This is a genomic window from Serratia sp. FGI94, from assembly GCF_000330865.1.
In the GTDB taxonomy this organism is placed as follows: Bacteria; Pseudomonadota; Gammaproteobacteria; order Enterobacterales; family Enterobacteriaceae; genus Serratia_B; species Serratia_B rubidaea.
Window position 1 is genome coordinate 4,400,654 of the sequence record NC_020064.1, and the last position, 17,833, is coordinate 4,418,486.

General features: G+C 61.4%; 15 protein-coding genes. 7 read left to right on the forward strand and 8 right to left on the reverse strand.

Annotated elements, in window-relative coordinates; genetic code table 11:
• Positions 1-65 precede the first annotated feature (65 nt).
• Positions 66-449 carry a hypothetical protein gene (locus D781_RS20075; RefSeq protein ID WP_015962065.1) on the forward strand — a complete coding sequence of 128 codons (384 nt, stop codon included), beginning with the start codon at positions 66-68 and terminating at the stop codon, positions 447-449.
• A gap of 473 nt (positions 450-922) precedes the next feature.
• Here D781_RS20075 and ssb1 read toward each other — a convergent pair whose 3' ends face one another.
• Positions 923-1,462 carry a single-stranded DNA-binding protein SSB1 gene (ssb1, locus tag D781_RS20080; protein WP_015962066.1) on the reverse strand — a complete coding sequence of 180 codons (540 nt, stop codon included), beginning with the start codon at positions 1,460-1,462 and terminating at the stop codon, positions 923-925.
• 268 nt (positions 1,463-1,730) lie between these two features.
• On the opposite strand from ssb1, the gene uvrA reads away from it, so the two are divergent.
• On the forward strand, positions 1,731-4,559 hold the full coding sequence (gene uvrA, locus D781_RS20085) for an excinuclease ABC subunit UvrA (protein ID WP_015962067.1): 2,829 nt from the start codon (positions 1,731-1,733) through the stop codon (positions 4,557-4,559).
• Between the two features lie 219 nt (positions 4,560-4,778).
• Positions 4,779-5,831, forward strand: coding sequence for an NAD(P)-dependent alcohol dehydrogenase (locus D781_RS20090; protein ID WP_015962068.1), 1,053 nt, complete (start codon positions 4,779-4,781; stop codon positions 5,829-5,831).
• A gap of 22 nt (positions 5,832-5,853) precedes the next feature.
• Here the strand turns inward: D781_RS20090 and maa are convergent, their stop codons facing one another.
• The 4 genes from maa to D781_RS20110 all read right to left on the reverse strand — a co-directional run bounded on the left by maa (position 5,854) and on the right by D781_RS20110 (position 9,158).
• A complete protein-coding gene (gene maa / locus D781_RS20095; RefSeq protein WP_015962069.1) occupies positions 5,854-6,411 on the reverse strand; it encodes a maltose O-acetyltransferase in 558 nt (185 codons plus the stop codon).
• 148 nt (positions 6,412-6,559) lie between these two features.
• On the reverse strand, positions 6,560-6,913 hold the full coding sequence (locus tag D781_RS20100) for an MmcQ/YjbR family DNA-binding protein (RefSeq protein WP_015962070.1): 354 nt from the start codon (positions 6,911-6,913) through the stop codon (positions 6,560-6,562).
• A gap of 151 nt (positions 6,914-7,064) precedes the next feature.
• Positions 7,065-8,084: a LacI family DNA-binding transcriptional regulator gene (locus tag D781_RS20105; RefSeq protein WP_015962071.1), complete on the reverse strand. Its 1,020-nt coding sequence runs from the start codon at positions 8,082-8,084 to the stop codon at positions 7,065-7,067.
• Between the two features lie 21 nt (positions 8,085-8,105).
• Positions 8,106-9,158: a Gfo/Idh/MocA family oxidoreductase gene (locus D781_RS20110; protein WP_015962072.1), complete on the reverse strand. Its 1,053-nt coding sequence runs from the start codon at positions 9,156-9,158 to the stop codon at positions 8,106-8,108.
• A 287-nt stretch (positions 9,159-9,445) separates the two neighbouring features.
• Here D781_RS20110 and D781_RS20115 point away from each other — a divergent pair, with 287 nt between their 5' ends.
• Genes D781_RS20115 through D781_RS20125 form a run of 3 tightly spaced genes read left to right on the forward strand, consistent with a single transcriptional unit; the run spans position 9,446 to position 13,299 of the window.
• On the forward strand, positions 9,446-10,162 hold the full coding sequence (locus D781_RS20115; protein WP_015962073.1) for a gluconate 2-dehydrogenase subunit 3 family protein: 717 nt from the start codon (positions 9,446-9,448) through the stop codon (positions 10,160-10,162).
• A gap of 40 nt (positions 10,163-10,202) precedes the next feature.
• Positions 10,203-11,975 (forward strand): GMC family oxidoreductase, encoded by a 1,773-nt coding sequence (locus tag D781_RS20120; protein WP_015962074.1) that lies wholly within the window; start codon positions 10,203-10,205, stop codon positions 11,973-11,975.
• 1 nt (position 11,976) lies between these two features.
• Complete coding sequence (locus D781_RS20125) at positions 11,977-13,299, forward strand: c-type cytochrome (RefSeq protein ID WP_015962075.1); 1,323 nt, start codon at positions 11,977-11,979, stop codon at positions 13,297-13,299.
• Positions 13,300-13,358: 59 nt separating this feature from the next.
• Here the strand turns inward: D781_RS20125 and D781_RS20130 are convergent, their stop codons facing one another.
• Both D781_RS20130 and D781_RS20135 read right to left on the reverse strand, forming a co-directional pair.
• On the reverse strand, positions 13,359-14,552 hold the full coding sequence (locus D781_RS20130; protein WP_015962076.1) for an amino acid aminotransferase: 1,194 nt from the start codon (positions 14,550-14,552) through the stop codon (positions 13,359-13,361).
• Positions 14,553-14,726: 174 nt separating this feature from the next.
• Positions 14,727-15,194, reverse strand: coding sequence for an Lrp/AsnC family transcriptional regulator (locus tag D781_RS20135; RefSeq protein ID WP_015962077.1), 468 nt, complete (start codon positions 15,192-15,194; stop codon positions 14,727-14,729).
• Between the two features lie 214 nt (positions 15,195-15,408).
• On the opposite strand from D781_RS20135, the gene D781_RS20140 reads away from it, so the two are divergent.
• Positions 15,409-16,176 (forward strand): transporter substrate-binding domain-containing protein, encoded by a 768-nt coding sequence (locus D781_RS20140; RefSeq protein WP_041411917.1) that lies wholly within the window; start codon positions 15,409-15,411, stop codon positions 16,174-16,176.
• Positions 16,177-16,207: 31 nt separating this feature from the next.
• On the opposite strand, the gene D781_RS20145 is transcribed toward D781_RS20140, so the two are convergent.
• Positions 16,208-17,824, reverse strand: coding sequence for an FGGY-family carbohydrate kinase (locus D781_RS20145; protein ID WP_015962079.1), 1,617 nt, complete (start codon positions 17,822-17,824; stop codon positions 16,208-16,210).
• Positions 17,825-17,833: the final 9 nt, after the last annotated feature.

The following is a 17,833-nucleotide window of genomic DNA, read 5'->3' on the forward strand; positions in this document are numbered from 1 at the left end:
CATGAAAGCCGTACAGTTTTCCTGCTCTGACTTCCCACGCCTATCGACAAAAAGAGGAAATACGCATGACCGAGATAATGACCGCCGATTTCTCACGGTGTCTAATGATTGCGCTGGCTTCGGCCAGCATCGCTATGACAATCACTCAAACGGAGCTATTCGCAGCACCCCGGGCCTGGATCGCGCGCAAAAACGAGTTACTGGGCCATCTTTTTCACTGCTTTTATTGCCTGAGTCACTGGGTGGTGTTTGCAGCCATGCTGATTTATCGTCCTAATTTATTGCACAGTGGCCTGACGCTGATTGACTGGGTGATGACAGCCTTCATCACGCTGACGCTCGCAACCTTCATCAACGGCGTACTGTTTAAAGTTTTTCAAGCTGCGATTCGCACGCACGTCATGAAACATGATGCGCAGCAAACGCTGAATGCCCATGAACCGCGTTAGCAAAATAGAGGGGCAAGCCCTGTTACGGGTTAACACTGTTCAATCTTATAGGAAGCCCTGGACCGCCCACAGCAATATTGGCAAGGACACGATGGGCCGTTCGCAGATGCCAAACAGCATCATAGTCACCGCTATGCTCGGTTCCGCGGTCTGATGAAGGTACAGATACTGGCGCTATTTTACTGGCTATTAGGGGGGCTAAAAGCGTTATCAAAACGGTATAGTGTACCATCAGGTCGGTGGAGAACCGTTGTAGTGTGATAGCAACCGACGGTCGCCAAGAAAAAATGAACTCCATATAAACATGCAGTTAGTTCAGACTGGGCTTTTCTGTTATTAGACAGCACACCGGACTCTGCGTCGTACGTTAAGCGCCCTCACGCTCAATAACGCTATCCACGCCACATCCTGCATTAGGAAGGCCCTGTATATACAGGGCCTGATAGGGTGAAATCTCTGCGTGAAAATAGCTGTTAGAACGGAATATCGTCGTCAAAGTCCATTGGCGGTTCGTTGCTGCTGGCCGCCGGCGCGCTGCTTGGCGCTGGACGCGACTGCTGCTGCTGGCCGCCGCTGAACTGGTTGCCGCCCTGCGGCTGCTGAGGCTGGCCCCAACCGCCCTGGCCACCCTGACCACCGCCTGCCGGTGCGCCGCCGCCGCCCTGACGGCCGCCCAGCATCTGCATGGAACCGCCGACGTTAACCACCACTTCGGTGGTGTAACGATCCTGGCCGCTCTGATCGGTCCATTTGCGGGTCTGCAGAGAACCTTCGATATACACCTGCGAGCCTTTACGCAAATATTCGCCGGCCACTTCCGCCAGCTTGCCGAACAGCACGACGCGGTGCCACTCGGTCTTTTCTTTCTGCTCGCCGGTCGCCTTGTCGCGCCAGCTTTCGGAGGTAGCCAGGGTCATGTTGGCGACCGCGCCACCATTCGGCATGTAACGGACTTCCGGGTCTTGGCCCAGGTTCCCGACCAGAATTACTTTGTTTACGCCTCTGCTGGCCATGAGCTATCTCCTGATGAATGATTTTTACACAGTATAAACGAGTCAGTTTACCACGCGAAAGCCGAAACCACACCCGCCTTGATAACTGCGCATTGTATTCCAAAATTGTCATCGCGATCGACAACGTTTCATACGAATACTGGATATCCATTCAGGCTTTTTTATGTCATAATGATACGTTTCGTACTGGCTGTGGCGTTTTTTTGCGCACCTGGTCACAAAACCAACCGTAAAGCCGCACGGCGTATCACCAAGACGGGAAGTGTAAATGGACAATATCGAAGTTCGTGGTGCTCGAACCCATAATCTCAAAAACATCAACCTGATTATCCCGCGCGACAAACTGATTGTGGTCACCGGGCTGTCCGGTTCCGGCAAGTCCTCGCTGGCCTTTGATACGCTGTATGCCGAAGGGCAGCGCCGCTACGTCGAGTCGCTCTCCGCCTACGCCCGCCAGTTCCTGTCGCTGATGGAAAAACCGGACGTCGACCATATTGAAGGGTTGTCGCCGGCGATCTCCATCGAACAGAAGTCGACCTCGCACAACCCGCGCTCCACCGTCGGCACCATCACCGAAATCCATGACTATCTGCGCCTGCTGTTCGCCCGCGTCGGCGAGCCGCGCTGCCCGGATCATCACGTGCCGCTGGCGGCGCAGACCGTCAGTCAGATGGTCGACAACGTGCTCACCCAGCCGGAAGGCAAGCGCCTGATGCTGCTGGCGCCGATCGTTAAGGATCGCAAAGGCGAACACACCAAAACGCTGGAAAACCTGGCGACGCAGGGCTATATCCGCGCGCGCATCGACGGCGAAGTGTGCGATCTGTCCGATCCGCCGAAGCTGGAGCTGCAGAAGAAGCACACCATTGAGGTGGTGGTCGACCGCTTTAAAGTGCGCGAAGACCTGGCGCAGCGGCTGGCGGAGTCGTTTGAAACCGCGCTGGAACTGTCCGGCGGCACCGCGGTGGTGGCCGATATGGACGACGACAAGGCGGAAGAACTGCTGTTCTCCGCCAACTTCGCCTGTCCGATCTGCGGTTACAGCATGCGCGAGCTGGAGCCGCGCCTGTTCTCGTTCAACAACCCGGCCGGCGCCTGCCCGACCTGCGACGGCCTGGGAGTGCAGCAGTTCTTCGATCCGGATCGCGTGGTGCAGAACCCAGAGCTGTCGCTGGCCGGCGGCGCTATCCGCGGCTGGGACCGCCGCAACTTCTACTACTTCCAGATGCTGCGCTCGCTGGCGGAGCACTATCAGTTCGACGTTGAAGCGCCGTTCAACAGCCTGAGCGCCAACGTGCAAAAGGCGGTGCTGAGCGGTTCCGGCAAGGAGTCGATCGAGTTTAAATACATCAACGATCGCGGCGACACCACCGTGCGCCGCCATCCGTTTGAAGGCGTGCTGCACAATATGGAGCGCCGCTATAAAGAGACCGAATCCAGCGCGGTGCGCGAGGATCTGGCCAAATTTATCAGCAACCGCCCGTGCGCCTCCTGCCACGGCACCCGCCTGCGCGAGGAAGCGCGCAACGTGTTTGTCGAAGACACCACGCTGCCGGAGATTTCAGATCTCAGCATCGGCCACGCGATGACCTTCTTCCAGAACATCAAGCTGAGCGGCCAGCGCGCCAAGATTGCTGAGAAAGTGCTGAAAGAGATCGGCGATCGCCTGAAGTTTCTGGTTAACGTCGGCCTCAACTACCTGTCGCTGTCGCGCTCGGCGGAAACCCTGTCCGGCGGCGAGGCCCAGCGCATCCGCCTGGCCAGCCAGATCGGCGCCGGCCTGGTGGGCGTGATGTACGTACTGGACGAGCCGTCCATCGGCCTGCACCAGCGCGACAACGAGCGCCTGCTGGAAACGCTGATCCACCTGCGCAACCTCGGCAACACGGTGATCGTGGTAGAGCATGACGAGGACGCCATCCGCGCCGCCGACCACGTGATCGATATCGGCCCCGGCGCCGGCGTGCACGGCGGGCAGATCGTCGCCGAAGGCAGCGTGGAAGACATTATGGCCAAGCCGGACTCGCTGACCGGCCAGTTCCTCAGCGGCAAGCGCGAGATCGCCATTCCGCAGGAGCGCGTGGCGGCAGACCCGAACAAAGTGCTGAAGCTGAGCGGCGCGCGCGGCAACAACCTGAAGGACGTCACGCTGACGCTGCCGGTGGGGCTGTTCACCTGCATCACCGGGGTGTCCGGCTCCGGCAAATCGACGCTGATCAATGATACGCTGTTCCCGATCGCCCAGCGCCAGCTGAACGGCGCCACCATTGCCGAACCGGCGCCGTTCCGCGAGGTCACCGGCCTTGAGCACTTCGACAAGGTGATCGATATCGATCAAAGCCCGATCGGCCGCACGCCGCGCTCCAACCCGGCCACCTACACCGGCATTTTCACCCCGGTGCGCGAGCTGTTCGCCGGCGTGCCGGAATCACGCAGCCGCGGCTACAACCCGGGGCGCTTCAGCTTTAACGTGAAGGGCGGCCGCTGCGAAGCCTGCCAGGGCGACGGCGTGATCAAGGTGGAGATGCACTTCCTGCCGGATATTTACGTGCCCTGCGACCAGTGCAAAGGCAAGCGCTATAACCGTGAAACGCTGGAGATCAAATACAAGGGCAAAAGCATTCACGAAGTGCTGGAGATGACCATCGAAGAAGCGCGCGAGTTCTTCGACGCGGTGCCGGCGCTGGCGCGCAAGCTGCAGACCCTGATGGATGTCGGCCTGTCCTATATCCGTCTCGGCCAGTCGGCGACCACGCTGTCCGGCGGCGAGGCGCAGCGCGTCAAGCTGGCGCGTGAGCTGTCGAAGCGCGGCACCGGCCAGACGCTGTATATCCTCGATGAGCCGACCACCGGCCTGCACTTTGCCGATATCCAGCAGCTGCTGGCGGTACTGCACCAGCTGCGCGACCAGGGCAACACCATCGTGGTGATTGAGCACAATCTCGACGTGATCAAAACCGCGGACTGGATTGTCGATCTGGGGCCGGAAGGCGGCAGCGGCGGCGGCGAGATCCTGGTGTCCGGCACGCCGGAAACCGTGGCGAACTGCCAGGAATCGCACACCGCGCGCTTCCTCAAACCGCTGCTGAAGCGCTAACGCCTGCGCGTACGGCGGACGCTCTCACCGATCGTCCGCCGTACGAACATTGAACAGAAACAGGCAAGATTTCAACACGTTCAGGCATTTCCCTCCCCCGGCCCAGCACTTATTATCAATCTTCCCTCTGCGGCCGCCTGCATGACTCAGGCCGCGCCTCACCGGCCTTCTGCTGCCGGCACAAATACCTTTTGTCACTGATTGATAACCGGAGTAACCATGAATATTACGCATGCCTATGCCGCGCATGACGCGCAGTCTGCGCTCGTGCCTTTCGATTACTCACCGCGTGCGCTGCGCGAACACGATGTACAAATCAAAGTGCTGTTTTGCGGCGTCTGCCACTCCGACCTGCACCAGGCGCGCAACGAATGGAACAATACCCTGTACCCGGTGGTGCCGGGCCATGAGGTGGTCGGCCGCGTCAGCGCCGTCGGCAGCGGCGTCACCGCTCATCAGGTCGGCGATTTGGTCGGCGTCGGCTGTATGGTCGATTCCTGCCGCAGCTGTCCGAGCTGCGAAGAAGGGCTGGAGCAGTATTGTGAAAACGGCTTTACCGGCACCTATAACGGTCAGGATCGCCAGACCGGCGCCGTCACCTACGGCGGCTACTCCACCGATATGGTGGTGGATCAGGACTTTGTGCTGCGGGTGCCGGCCAACCTCGATCCGGCCGGCGTCGCGCCGCTGCTGTGCGCCGGCATCACCACCTATTCACCGCTGCGCCAGTGGGGCGTAGGCCCGGGTAAAAAGGTCGGCATCGTCGGCCTCGGCGGGCTGGGACATATGGGGGTGAAACTGGCGCGGGCCATGGGCGCGCACGTGGTGCTGTTCACCACTTCGCCGTCGAAAATCGACGACGCCAAGCGGCTGGGCGCCCATGAAGTGGTGCTCTCCCGCAACCCCGAGGAGATGGCGCAGCATGCCAACAGCTTCGATTTTATCCTCAATACCGTGGCGGCCAAGCACGATCTGAATCCGTTCCTCGACCTGCTGCGCCGCGACGGCACGCTGACGCTGGTCGGCGTGCCGGAGCACGACCATCCGTCACCGCAGGTGTTTAACCTGATTCTGAAGCGCCGCCGCATCGCCGGCTCGCTGATCGGCGGCATTGCGGAAACCCAGGAGATGCTGGATTTCTGCGGTCAGCACGGCATTACCTCAGATATCGAGCTGATCCCGATGCAGCAGATTAACGACGCCTATGAACGCATGCTGAAAAGCGATGTGAAATACCGCTTCGTGGTGGATATCGACTCGCTGCGCGCCTAAGCGCAGCACAGGCGCCCGGCGTTTACAGCAGTTTCAGCACCCGCGCCGGGTTGCCGCCCACCACGCAGTTGGCCGGCACGTCCTTGGTCACCACCGCGCCGGAGGCGATCACCGCACTATCACCGATGGTCACGCCGGGATTGATCACCGCCCGCCCGCCGATCCACACGTTATTGCCGATGGTCACCGGCTTGCCGAACTCTGCACCGCCGACGCGGGTCGCCGCGTCCAGCGGATGCGTCGCGGTATAGATATGCACGCCCGGCGCCAGCATGCAGTTATCGCCGATATGCACCTCGCAGACGTCCAGCACCACACAGTCGAAGTTGGCGTAAAAATTTTTTCCCAGATAGATGTTGTAACCATAGTCACAGCGGAAGCTGGGTTCGATGGTGCCGCCCTGATACCGCCCCAGTAACTGCGTCAGCCACTGCCTGCGCTGCTCCCCCGCCTGCGGCGCGGAATGGTTATACTGATGCAACAGCTGGCGCGCCCGCAGGCGTTCACTGCACAGCAGCTCATCGCCGGCGTCATACAGCTCACCGGCGATCATCTTGCGTTTTTCTTCACTGGTCGCCATCAGACGCTCTCCCTTTGCGATTCGCATTACGGCCACCAGCCTAAACGCTGACGCCGACGAAGAAAAAGGGAACGTTCCCAAATTGTGTTAACGATCACAACCTCGCCGAAAGGCCGCGGAGAAGAGAGACAAAGGCAAACGGCAGCAATCAGGCCTGCAGCCCCTGGCGCACCTGCTCCGGCAGCCCCGACAGCACCAGCTGGTACGAACCGTCAATCAGGGTATAAAACTGCGAATCCGGCAGGCCGCCGTCCAGATACACCGCATTCCAGTGCGCCTTGTTCAGATGTTCACAGGGGACAATCTCCGGGTGCAGTTCGCGCAAATTCTCCGCCTGCTCCGGGCTGGATTTCACCGCCAGCGCCGGGCGGCCCTCAATCTCCCACACCATGGCGAACATCACCTCGCCAACCTTGACCTGGCTGGCCTGCCACTGGTTCTGGTCGCTCTGCTGCGCGCCAGGCTTTGCCATGCAATATTGCAATAATGCTGAAGAATTCATGGAGTTATTCCTTCGATAGATGCCCATCGTCCGGCATGCCGCGCCGCGCGTCCGTGGTAAGCAATGCGGCCGCCGTCAAAAACTGGCTATATTTTGAGCATAGAAGGAATTTGGCGGGATACCACGCTTTTCACGCCGACGGGCGGGTGCCCTATTCGCAATTTTCCGCAGTGAAGATTTTAAAATCGACCTTGCCGCTCTGGTACATGTCCACGGCGGCGTCACCGCCCAGCCGGCCCAGCATCAGATCGATCGCCAGCTGCGCATGCTGGCGGGCATCCTGGTCGATCACATAAGAGAGGCTGTCGTTATCCAGCAGCCGGCGCGTCAGGCTGTACAGCTCATGGGTGATATAGACGCACTCCCCCAGCAGCCGGTGCCTGGCCAGCTCGGCGCTGATTTCGGTGTTGCCGGAGCCGGTGTTATACAGCCCGACAATCCGGCCGTTTTTGCTCAGCGTCTCCGCCAGCAGACGTCGGATGGTATGGCGCTCATCACGGCCCACCAGCACCTCTTTCAGATCGATCTGTGGGAAGCGCTGGCGCAGCACCGCCCGGAAGCCCTCAATACGCTCGCGGTGCGCGCTGTAGTCGCTGCGGCCGCTGACCATAATCACCTCTCCCGGCGCCTTCAGGGTGCGTCCCATCAGCAAGCCGGCGGTGCGGCCCGCCTGCAGCTGATTAACGCCGACGTGGCACAGGCGCTCGGCGTGCGGCAGATCGGTCACGATGGTAATCACCGGGACATTACGCGCCCGGCAGTCTGCCAACGCCGCATAGACCGCAGGGTGGTCGTGCGCAAACACGATAATGCCGTCCCGCTGACGGCTGCACGCTCTGATATGCTCGGCCAGTTTGACCGGATGGGATTCAGAGATAAACGTCCGGTGCAGCGTCACCCGGCGGTAACCGAGCGCGCCGGCCAGCTCGCTGAAGCTGTTATCAAGCTTTTTGAAAAAAAACGAGCCGTTGGCGCTCAGAATCACCTCGATGCGCCAGGGATGCTGGTACGCCTCGGGCAATACCCGGTTAAAGCCGTGCTCGCGCGCCGCCAGCAGCACCTTGCGCGCCGTCTCCGGCGCAACGCCGCCGCGTTCATTCAGCACCCGATCCACCGTCGCCACGCCAACGCCGGCCAGCTGCGCCAGCCTGCCGATGGTTAACTTCTTCATCTCTGCTCCCGGCGCGGCGGGCTAGGCCAGCCGTACCGCCGCGCGCTCTTCGTTAAATACAATACCCAGCTGGCGACGCACTTCATCCATTGTGTTCAGCGTCATCAGCGAGGTGGCCAGCGGACGCACCGGCGACTCCGTCAGCCCCTGACCAATGCACCACGCCGCGTGTTCGATTTCATAGCTCAGCTGCACATAGCGTCCGCCGCGATCCTGCCAGTGCAGCCGCCGATTGCCCTGGCTGGACTGCAGCGTAAAGTCGCCGGGGGCGTAAAACTGCCCGTCCAGATACAGCGTGGCGTCGCGCCCGGCGACCGTCGCCGCGCCGGAGGTATTGCTGAACAGCGTGGTGTTCAGCACCGCCTGCATGCCGTTGCCATGGTTAAACAGCATTGACGCCTGGCCGTTTACCCCGCCCGGCGCAGGCTGTCCGTACGCCACAATCGTCGCCGGCACCGCGCCGGCGACGCCGATGCTGAATGATATCAGGTAACTGCCAAGATCCAGCATCGGACCACCGGCCAGGTCGGCATTAAAAATGCGGTGCTCCGGGGTGAAAAACTCGCCGTGATCGGCAATCAGGGTGTGCAGTTCCCCCAGATCGCCGTTGGTCAGCAGCTGACGCAGCACATCATATTTTGGCGTAAAATCGCACCACATGCCCTCCAGGCAGAACAAGCCGCGCGCCCGCGCTTCCTCCTGCAGCGCCCGCCCCTCTTGGGCGTTAAGCGCCAGCGGCTTTTCAATCAGCACGTGTTTACCGGCCTGCAACACCTGCATGGCGTCGGGGAAGTGATGATTATGCGGCGTGGCGACATAGACCACATCCAGCTGGTTCAGCGCCAGCATCTCGCCGACGTTGCGGCAGACCTGCGGAATATCCCAGCGCGCGGCGAACGCCGCCGTTTTTTCGGCGTTGCGTCCCACAACGGCAACCAGCTGCTGCCGGGTCTGGCCGCGCAGCGCTGCGGCAAAATGATCGGCGATCCAGCCGGGACCGATAATCCCCCAACGTAAGACGGGGATGCTCTCAGGCGCCAGCCGCGTCGGCTGAGGTAAGGCAGTGGGAAACATAGGCTCTCCTCGTGTGTTTGATGGCCAGAGCGGCGTGCCGTCGGGGCCAGGTGAATTCACTATAGGAAGCCCAATGCGGGAAAGAAACCGGGCCGATGATGGAAAACCATCAACGAAAACCTTCCCTGCCAACGCGGAAAAAATTATTCTCGGCGCGTTGTTAACACTTTATTAATTTCTTTGTTGGCATGTAAAAAAACACCGCTGGGCGCGTCTGTCGCAGTGCGCGGACGCGAAAGTAAAAAATAAAAAAAGAGTTTTTTGAGCAATTAATCGGCAGGGAATTTATGAAACGCAGAGACTTTCTCACCTCAGTGGTCGCATTGGGGGTGGCTTCGTCGTTGCCTACGGCACAGGCTGAGGTTATCAACGGCGGGCAACCCTGGGAGCCCGGCGACATCAACACGCCGCCAGCGCCGCCGCGCAAAGGCGGCCTGCAGTACTTCACGCAGCACGAATTCGATACGGTCGCCATCATCGCCGAGCGCTTTATTCCGGCCGATGAACTGAGCCTGGGCGGCCAAGAGGCCGGCTGCGCCACCTTTATCGACCGTCAGCTGGCAGGCGACTACGGCAACGCCGTGGCCCTGTACCGGCTGGGACGCTTTGTCAAAGGCACCCCGCAGCAGGGGCCGCAGTCGCCGCTGACCCCGGCGCAGCGCTACCGTCAGGGGCTGGCGGCGCTGGATCGCGCCACGCGGTCACAGTTCGGCAAAGACTTTATCGCCCTCGACCAACGGCAGCAGGAACACATCCTGCACGCCATGGAGGCCGACCGCTACGATCTCGGCCCGCAGGTGGAAACCAAGGTGCTGTTTGAGCTGCTGCTGCAAAACGTGCGCGAAGGCTTCCTGGCCGATCCCATTTACGGCGGCAATAAAGACATGACCAGCTGGAAAATGATTGGTTTCCCGGGCGCACGCTATGACTTCCGCGATCTGCTCGCTAAGAAAGGGCAAAAGCTGAACATCATCCCCACCAGTTTAATCGATAACACGCTTTGATCCTGCGCCACCGCCGCGCTGAGCACTTGTGAGTTCAATTATGAAAAATGTACGTCCAAAAGCCGATGTGGTTATCGTCGGTCTGGGATGGTGCGGCTCTTTAATCGCCGAAGAGCTGACCCGCGCCGGGTTAAACGTCGTCGCCATCGAACGCGGCCCCTGGTTTGAGACCGCCACCGACTTTCCGCCCTCCATCGACACCGATGAACTGCGCTGGGATACCCGCCGCAGCATGCTGCTGCCGCCGGCGGTGGAAACCACCACCTTCCGCAACAGCCGCAGCGAAACCGCGCTGCCGACCCGCGACTGGAACCTGAACGAGCTGGGATATAACGTGGGCGGCTCGGGCACCCACTGGGCGGGCATGGCCTGGCGTTTCACGCCGTTCGATCTGCAGCCGTACAGCCAGACCGTCGAACGCTACGGTAAACAGCAGATTGCCGACGGCCTGATTCTGCAGGACTGGGGCGTCACCTATGACGAGCTGGAGCCGTTTTACGACCGCTTCGAGAAGATCGCCGGCGTCTCCGGCAAGGCCGGTAAGCTGAACGGCAAAATCATCCCGGACGGCAACCCGTTTGAAGGCAACCGCAGCAGCGAATATCCGCTGCCGCCGCTGGAGGGGCTACGCCTGACCGATCTGTTCCGCGACGCGGCCAAGTCGCTGGGCCTGAACCCGTTTATGGTGCCAGCGGGCCAGACCTCCCGCGCCTATGTCAACCCGCTCGGGGTGCGTATGGGCCCCTGCACCTACTGCGGCTACTGCCTGTATTACGGCTGCGGCAACTTCTCCAAATCCAGCCCCAACGCCTGCGTGGTGCCGGCCCTGATGCAGCGCGAGAACTTTACCGTCCTCACCGATTCGGCGGTGGTGCGGGTCAACAAGGCCGAGGATGGCAAAACCGCCACCGGCGTCACCTATCTCGATCGCAATAAAAAAGAGTGGGAGCAGCCGGCCGATATCGTGGTGCTGTCCGCGTTCCAGATGCAGAACGTGCGCCTGCTGCTGCTGTCGAAAATCGGTCAGCCTTACGATCCCGTCAGCAAAACCGGCGTGGTCGGCCGCGCCTACAGCTTCCAGACGGTAGCCGGCGCCAACCTGTTCTTCGAAGACGAAAACCTCAACCCGTTTATCGGCGCCGGTGCGCTGTCGCAGCAGGTGGATGACTATAACGGCGACAACTTCGACCACAGCGAGCTGGGCTTTATCGGCGGCGCCGGTCTGCTGGTGGTAGCCCGCGGCGCCCGCCCGATCGGCAATGCCGACGCGCTGCCGCCCGGCACGCCGCGCTGGGGCAAGGCGTGGAAAAAGGCCTATACCCACGCCTTCCAGAACGGCACCTTTATCTTCGGCCAGGGCACCAGCTACTCGCACGAAGATTACTACCTCGATCTGGATCCGGAGTACAAGGACGATAACGGCAATCCGCTGCTGCGCGTCACCTTCGATTACAACGAAAACGACCGCCGCGCCGCCCGTTTTATCGAAGAGAAAAGCGTGGAGCTGGGCAAGGCGATGGGTGCCAAAATCGTTATCGGCACCAACTCCGCCTCCGGCCGCTACTCGCCGTACAACCTCGCCAGCGATCACACCATCGGCGGCGCGGTGATGGGCATGGATCCAAAAACCAGCGTGCTGAACCGCTATCAGCAGTGCTGGGACATGCATAATCTGTTCGTACTGGGGGCATCCTCCTTCCCCAACAACGCCGGCTACAACCCGACGGGCACCATCGGCGCGCTGAGCCTGTGGACGGCGAAAGCCATCATCGAGCAGTACGTCAAAAACCCCGGTCCGCTGGTAAAGGTGTGAGATGAAAAAAATCAAAATTGCGGGCGGGATCGCCGTGATCGCCGCCGCCGTGGTGGTTGGGCTGCTGTGGAGAAACGGCGACGCCAGCGCCGATAACGTGGCGGACGACCAGACGCTGACCAGCCAGCCGCCGTCCGCGGCGGACGCGCAGGCGGTGATCCGCGGCAAATACGTGGCGATCGCCGGCGACTGCGTGGCCTGCCATACCGCGCCGGGCAGCAAGCAGCCGTTCTCCGGCGGTTACCCAATCAGCACGCCGTTCGGCAGCATTTACGCCAGCAACATCACCCCGGACGTCGAAGACGGCATCGGCGGCTGGAGCGAGCGCGACTTCTTCCGCGCGGTGCGTCACGGCAAGGGCAAACAGGGGGAGAACCTCTACCCGGCAATGCCGTACAACGCCTATATCAAGGTCAGCGACGCCGATATGCATGACCTGTGGATGTATATGCGTTCGGTCAAACCGGTGAAAAATAAGGTGCCGGAAACCCAACTGCCGTTCCCGTACAACATTCGCCTGGCGATGATGGGCTGGAACCTGCTGTTCTTCGACAACAGCGGCTTTACGCCGGAGGCCGGCCGCTCGGCGCAGTGGAACCGCGGCGCCTATCTGGTGCAGGGGCTGGAGCACTGCGCGGCCTGCCATACGCCGAAGAACCCGATCGGCGGCGATACCTCTGCCTATCTGCAGGGCGGCAATCTGGGCGAGTGGTACGCGCCTGAAATCACCGGCAATCGCTACACCGGCATCGGCGACTGGACGGAAGATCAGCTGGTGGACTATCTCAAACTGGGCAGCAACCACGTCGCCGTCGCCTCCGGGCCGATGGCGGAGGCGGTCAGCAACTCCACCCAGCACCTGACGGAGCAGGATCTGCGCGCCATCGCGGTGTATCTGAAATCCCTGCCGGGATCGGATCGGCAGAAACCGGCGCCGCTGGCCGCAGACGATGCGCAGATGAAGATGGGCGCCAACGTCTATTCCGCCAACTGCACCGCCTGCCATAACAGCAACGGCAAGGGGATCCCGAACCTGGCGACCAGCCTGGCCGGCAACCCGGCGATCGTGGCGCCGGACGCCGCATCGCTGGTAACCACCGTTCTGCAGGGCGGCCGGGGCGCGGTGACCGTGGGCAACCCCACCAGCGGCGCGATGCCAAGCTTTGCCTGGAAGCTGTCGGACGAACAGGTGGCGGCGGTGACGAGCTACATCCGCAATAGCTGGGGCAATGCGGCGCCGGCTATCGAAGCACAAGACGTGGCGGAGAAACGCAGCCTGCTGCAGCTGCCGCCGCAGATGGCGCAAGACAGCGCCGACAAATAGCGGCGCAGCGGACGGGACGGGGGACGATAGCAATATCGTCCCCCGCTTTATTTTGTGGCTTACTGCACGGCGGCGATCGCCTCCGCCACCTGATGCACATTGCGGTGGTTCAGGCCGGCGACGCACATGCGGCCGCTGTGGATCAGGTACACGCCGAACTCTTCGCGCAGGCGGTCAACCTGCTGCGCGTTTAAGCCGGTGTAGCTGAACATGCCGCGCTGTTGCAGCAGGTAATCGAAATTACGCTGCGGCAGCGCGCTCTTCAGCGCATTCACCAGCGTCTGACGCATCTCCAGAATGCGGGTGCGCATGCTCTCCACTTCATCCAGCCACTGCTGCTTCAGCTGCGCGTCGTTCAGCACCTTGGCCACCACCTGCGCGCCAAAGTTCGGCGGGCTGGAGTAGTTGCGGCGCACGGTCGCCTTCAGCTGGCCCAGCACGCGGCCGGCGGCTTCGCTGCTTTCACACACTACCGACAGCCCGCCCACGCGCTCGCCGTACAGCGAGAAGATTTTCGAGAACGAGTTGCTTACCAGGCACGGCAGCCCTGCGGCGGCAATGGCGCGAATAGCGTAGGCGTCCTGCTCCATGCCGGCGCCGAAGCCCTGATAGGCGATGTCGAGGAACGGGATCAGCTCGCGCTCGGCCAGCACCTTCACCACTTCATCCCACTGCGCCGGCGTCAGATCGGAGCCGGTCGGGTTATGACAGCACGGGTGCAGCAGCACGATGCTCTGCGCCGGCAGCGTTTTCAGCGTGCTCAGCATGGCGTCGAAGCGCACGCCCAGGCTTTCGCCGTCGAAGTACGGATAGGTGTTTACCTTGAAGCCCGCGCCGCTGAAGATCGCCACGTGGTTTTCCCAGGTCGGATCGCTGACCCACACCTGCGAATTCGGGAAGTAGTAATGCAGGAAGTCGGCCCCTACCTTCAGCGCGCCGGAGCCGCCGACGGTCTGCACCGTCGCAATGCGCTCCTGCTGCAGCATCGGGTGATCGGCGCCGAACAGCAGCTGCTGAATAGCGCTACGGTAAGGCTGCAGGCCTTCCATCGGCAGATACAGCGAGGCGCCGCGATCGGCGCTGCCCAGCTGTGCTTCTGCGGCGGCCACCGCCTGCAGCTGCGGGATAATCGCCTGCTCGTTATAGTACAGGCCGATGCTCAGGTTTACCTTATGCTCGCGCGGATCCTGTTTGAACTTCTCCATCAGCGACAGTATCGGGTCGCCGGCATAGGCATCAACGTTCTGGAACACGGTGTTGTTCTCCTTGCTTTAGTTATTTTTAAGGTACAGAGACCGGCGCGCCGACAGCATACGCACGCGCCAATGCACCTAATATAGACGCTATCCGCGGGGAAATATCCACCACAAACAATATGGTCACTTTGCCGGACCGCCGCGGCGAAAAGTTCTCAACGACAGGGCGGCTTAACGCGCCACCGGCAACAGGCCGTTCTCTTTGATGCGGTTCAGCACCACCGCGGTCTTAACGTGCGCCACGCTGTGGTGGGTCAGCAGCGTCTGGCTGATAAACTCGCTCAGCGCGGCCAGATCGGCGACCGCCACCTTCAGCAGATAGTCGGCGTCGCCGGTGGTTTTATAGGCGTCAAGCACCGCTTCCGTATGCTCCAGCATGTAATGAAAACTGTCCACCTGTTCCGGCCCGTGGTTGGTCAGGCTGACTTCAATCAGCCCGACCATCCCCAGCCCTACCGCCTCCGGGGCCAGCCGCGCATGGTAGCCGCGGATCAGCTGCGCCTGCTCCAGGCTGATGCGTCGCCGGGAGCACTGCGACGCGGACAGTCCCACCAGCTCGCTCAGCTCCTGATTGGTCAGTCGGCCGTTGGCTTGTAGCAGCGTCAGGATTTTCATATCAAAATCGTCAATGTTGTACATAGCCACCTGTAAACTGTGTTAAGAAATATTGACGTTCAGACTATCAGTTTTTTTCGCGTTGTTATCGTTCCGCGTCAGAGAATGCGCGTTGCGTAGCAGCAAATCAGACTGACGCCGTTTCACGGCGACATAAAAAACGGATAATTTTCGCAAACCAGCCACAACCCGCGGCTAACCGACGCATAAAACCACGAATGTATAAGAAGGGAAAATGATGAAAAAATTCGCGCCTCTCGTTTTACTGGCCGTCGCCGGCGGCGCCAGCGCCCAGTCGCACCTGGATAAGGTCACCCAGCAAAAGACGCTGGAAGTGTGCACCACCGGTGACTACAAGCCCTACACCTTTCTGCCGGAAAAAGGCGGCTACGAAGGCATCGATATCGAGATGGCCCAGTCGCTGGCCAAAAGCCTCGGCGCCGAGGTGAAGTGGGTGAAAACCAGTTGGAAAACGCTGATGCAGGACTTTAACGCCGGCAAGTGCGATATCGCGATGGGCGGTATCTCCGTGACGCTGGAACGGCAAAAACAGGCGTTCTTCGCGGAAAAACTGGATACCGACGGCAAAATCCCGCTGGTGCGCTGCAGCGACGTGAAGAAATACCGCACCATCGCCCAGATCAACAAACCGTCGGTGCGGGTGATCGAACCGGCCGGCGGCACCAACGAGGCCTTTGCCCGCGCGCACCTGCCGAAAGCGAAGCTGACGCTGTCGCACGACAATATGGGGATCTTCCAACAGCTGGTCGATCGCAAGGCCGACGTGATGATCACCGACGCCTCCGAAGCGCTGTATCAACAAAAGCGCTACCCGAAGCTGTGCGCCGTCAACCCGAAAAAACCCATGCAGTACGGCGAGAAGGCTTATATGCTGCCGCGCGACGACCTAAGCTGGAAGCTGTACGTCGACCAGTGGCTGCACCTGACCAAGGCCAGCGGCGAGTATCAGCAGATTATCGATAAGTGGCTGGCGGTGAAGAAGTAACGTCCCCACCGCCCCGGCGCCGGACGGCGCGTTAATAGCGCTCTTCGCGGATATTTTTCGCCGTCTGCTGCAGCAGTTGGAACGCCTGATAGCGGCGGCGATGCAGCGAGGTGTAGGCCGCGTTGGGCGAATATTCACACTCGCGGGCGGTCATCGCCTGCATGGCGTCGGTCACCGATGCCCGCTGGCCGCCGGCAACCGCGGCCAGGATGGCGGAACCGAGCAGCACCGGCTCTTCCGATTTGGTCGCCAGCACCGAGCAGCCGCAGGCGTCGGCGATCAGCTGGCGCACCAGCGGATGCTGGCCGGCGCCGCCGCTGATGACGATATCGCGCGTCTCAATGCCGTTGTCACGCTGCGCGTCGATAATCTGCCGCAGCCCGTAGCCCAGGCTGCACACGCCGGCAATATACAGCGCCACCAGGCTGTCCAGATCGCGATCCATATCCAGGCCGTAGATCAGCGCGCGGGCGTAAGGATCCGCCAACGGCGCGCGGTTGCCGGCAAACTCCGGCACCACATGCATCTCGCGGGCGCACTGCACCGCGTCGGACAGCGCATCGAACTTGTTCATTGCCAAATCCGCCAGATACACCGGCAGCGGCAGCCCCTCTTCCTCGGCCTGCACCTTCAGCTGCGCCGACGCCGGATGCAGCTCCAGCAGGCGGTCGATCGCCGCGCCCGCCGCGCTCTGGCCGCCTTCGCTCAGCCAGAACCCCGGCACCATCGCCGCATAGTACGGCCCCCAGACGCCCGGCACAAAGGCCGGCTTACGGGTGGAGGTCATGGTGCAGGAGGAGGTGCCGAACACGTAGGCCAGCTTCTCTTCCGGTGAGCCGTCGACCCCCAGCGTACCGATGCCGCCGGCGTGCGCGTCGATCATACCGGCCGCCACCGGCGTATGCTCCGGCAGCCCCATATCTTCGGCGGCCTGGGCCGACAGCCCCTGCCCGCACGGCGTTCCCGGCTCGACGATGCGCTGGCCGATGCGGCTGAACGACTCCGTCGCCAGCTCGGGCAGGCCAACGGTGTGGAAATAGTCGGCGTCCCAGCGGTTTTCATGGGCCAGGTAGTTCCACTTGCAGGTGACCGTACACTGGGAACGCGCCAGATCGCCGGTGGAACGCCAGGTCAGGTAGTCCGTCAGATCGAAGAACTGCTGCGCCTGGGTGAAAGTTTCCGGGTGATGCTGCTTCAGCCACAGCAGCTTGGGGACCTCCATTTCCGGCGAGATGCGCCCGCCGACGTACTTCAGCACCGGATGCGCCGTGGCGTTGATGGCGTCCGCCTGCTGCGCGGCGCGGTGATCCATCCAAACGATAATATTGCGCTCCGCCTCGCCGCCCGGGCTGACCGGCAGCGGCGCGCCGTTCTCGCCGACCACCACCAGCGAACAGGTGGCGTCGAAGCCGATGCCCGCCACCGCGGCAGGCTCAATGCCGGACTGGGTGACGGCGCGTCTGACGCAGTGGCACACCGCGCGCCAGATATCATTACCGGACTGTTCGACCCGGTGGCCGCTGGCGTGGAAGGTGGCAATATTCTTTTTGGCGGAGGCGAGCAGATTCCCGTCTGCATCAAACACTCCCGCCCGTGCGCTGGCGGAACCGACGTCAACGCCGATCAGGTATCTGGCTGTACTGCTCATATCGGGTTA

What these genes read in the sequence shown, in the direction of transcription:
- D781_RS20110 (WP_015962072.1), bottom strand. Translation starts at nt 9,158, where the DNA reads ATGTTTCCCACTGCCTTACCTCAGCCGACGCGGCTGGCGCCTGAGAGC.
- D781_RS20125 (WP_015962075.1), top strand. Translation starts at nt 11,977, where the DNA reads ATGAAAAAAATCAAAATTGCGGGCGGGATCGCCGTGATCGCCGCCGCC.
- D781_RS20100 (WP_015962070.1), bottom strand. Translation starts at nt 6,913, where the DNA reads ATGAATTCTTCAGCATTATTGCAATATTGCATGGCAAAGCCTGGCGCG.
- D781_RS20145 (WP_015962079.1), bottom strand. Translation starts at nt 17,824, where the DNA reads ATGAGCAGTACAGCCAGATACCTGATCGGCGTTGACGTCGGTTCCGCC.
- D781_RS20090 (WP_015962068.1), top strand. Translation starts at nt 4,779, where the DNA reads ATGAATATTACGCATGCCTATGCCGCGCATGACGCGCAGTCTGCGCTC.
- D781_RS20140 (WP_041411917.1), top strand. Translation starts at nt 15,409, where the DNA reads ATGAAAAAATTCGCGCCTCTCGTTTTACTGGCCGTCGCCGGCGGCGCC.
- D781_RS20135 (WP_015962077.1), bottom strand. Translation starts at nt 15,194, where the DNA reads ATGTACAACATTGACGATTTTGATATGAAAATCCTGACGCTGCTACAA.
- D781_RS20120 (WP_015962074.1), top strand. Translation starts at nt 10,203, where the DNA reads ATGAAAAATGTACGTCCAAAAGCCGATGTGGTTATCGTCGGTCTGGGA.
- D781_RS20105 (WP_015962071.1), bottom strand. Translation starts at nt 8,084, where the DNA reads ATGAAGAAGTTAACCATCGGCAGGCTGGCGCAGCTGGCCGGCGTTGGC.
- ssb1 (WP_015962066.1), bottom strand. Translation starts at nt 1,462, where the DNA reads ATGGCCAGCAGAGGCGTAAACAAAGTAATTCTGGTCGGGAACCTGGGC.
- D781_RS20115 (WP_015962073.1), top strand. Translation starts at nt 9,446, where the DNA reads ATGAAACGCAGAGACTTTCTCACCTCAGTGGTCGCATTGGGGGTGGCT.
- D781_RS20075 (WP_015962065.1), top strand. Translation starts at nt 66, where the DNA reads ATGACCGAGATAATGACCGCCGATTTCTCACGGTGTCTAATGATTGCG.
- uvrA (WP_015962067.1), top strand. Translation starts at nt 1,731, where the DNA reads ATGGACAATATCGAAGTTCGTGGTGCTCGAACCCATAATCTCAAAAAC.
- maa (WP_015962069.1), bottom strand. Translation starts at nt 6,411, where the DNA reads ATGGCGACCAGTGAAGAAAAACGCAAGATGATCGCCGGTGAGCTGTAT.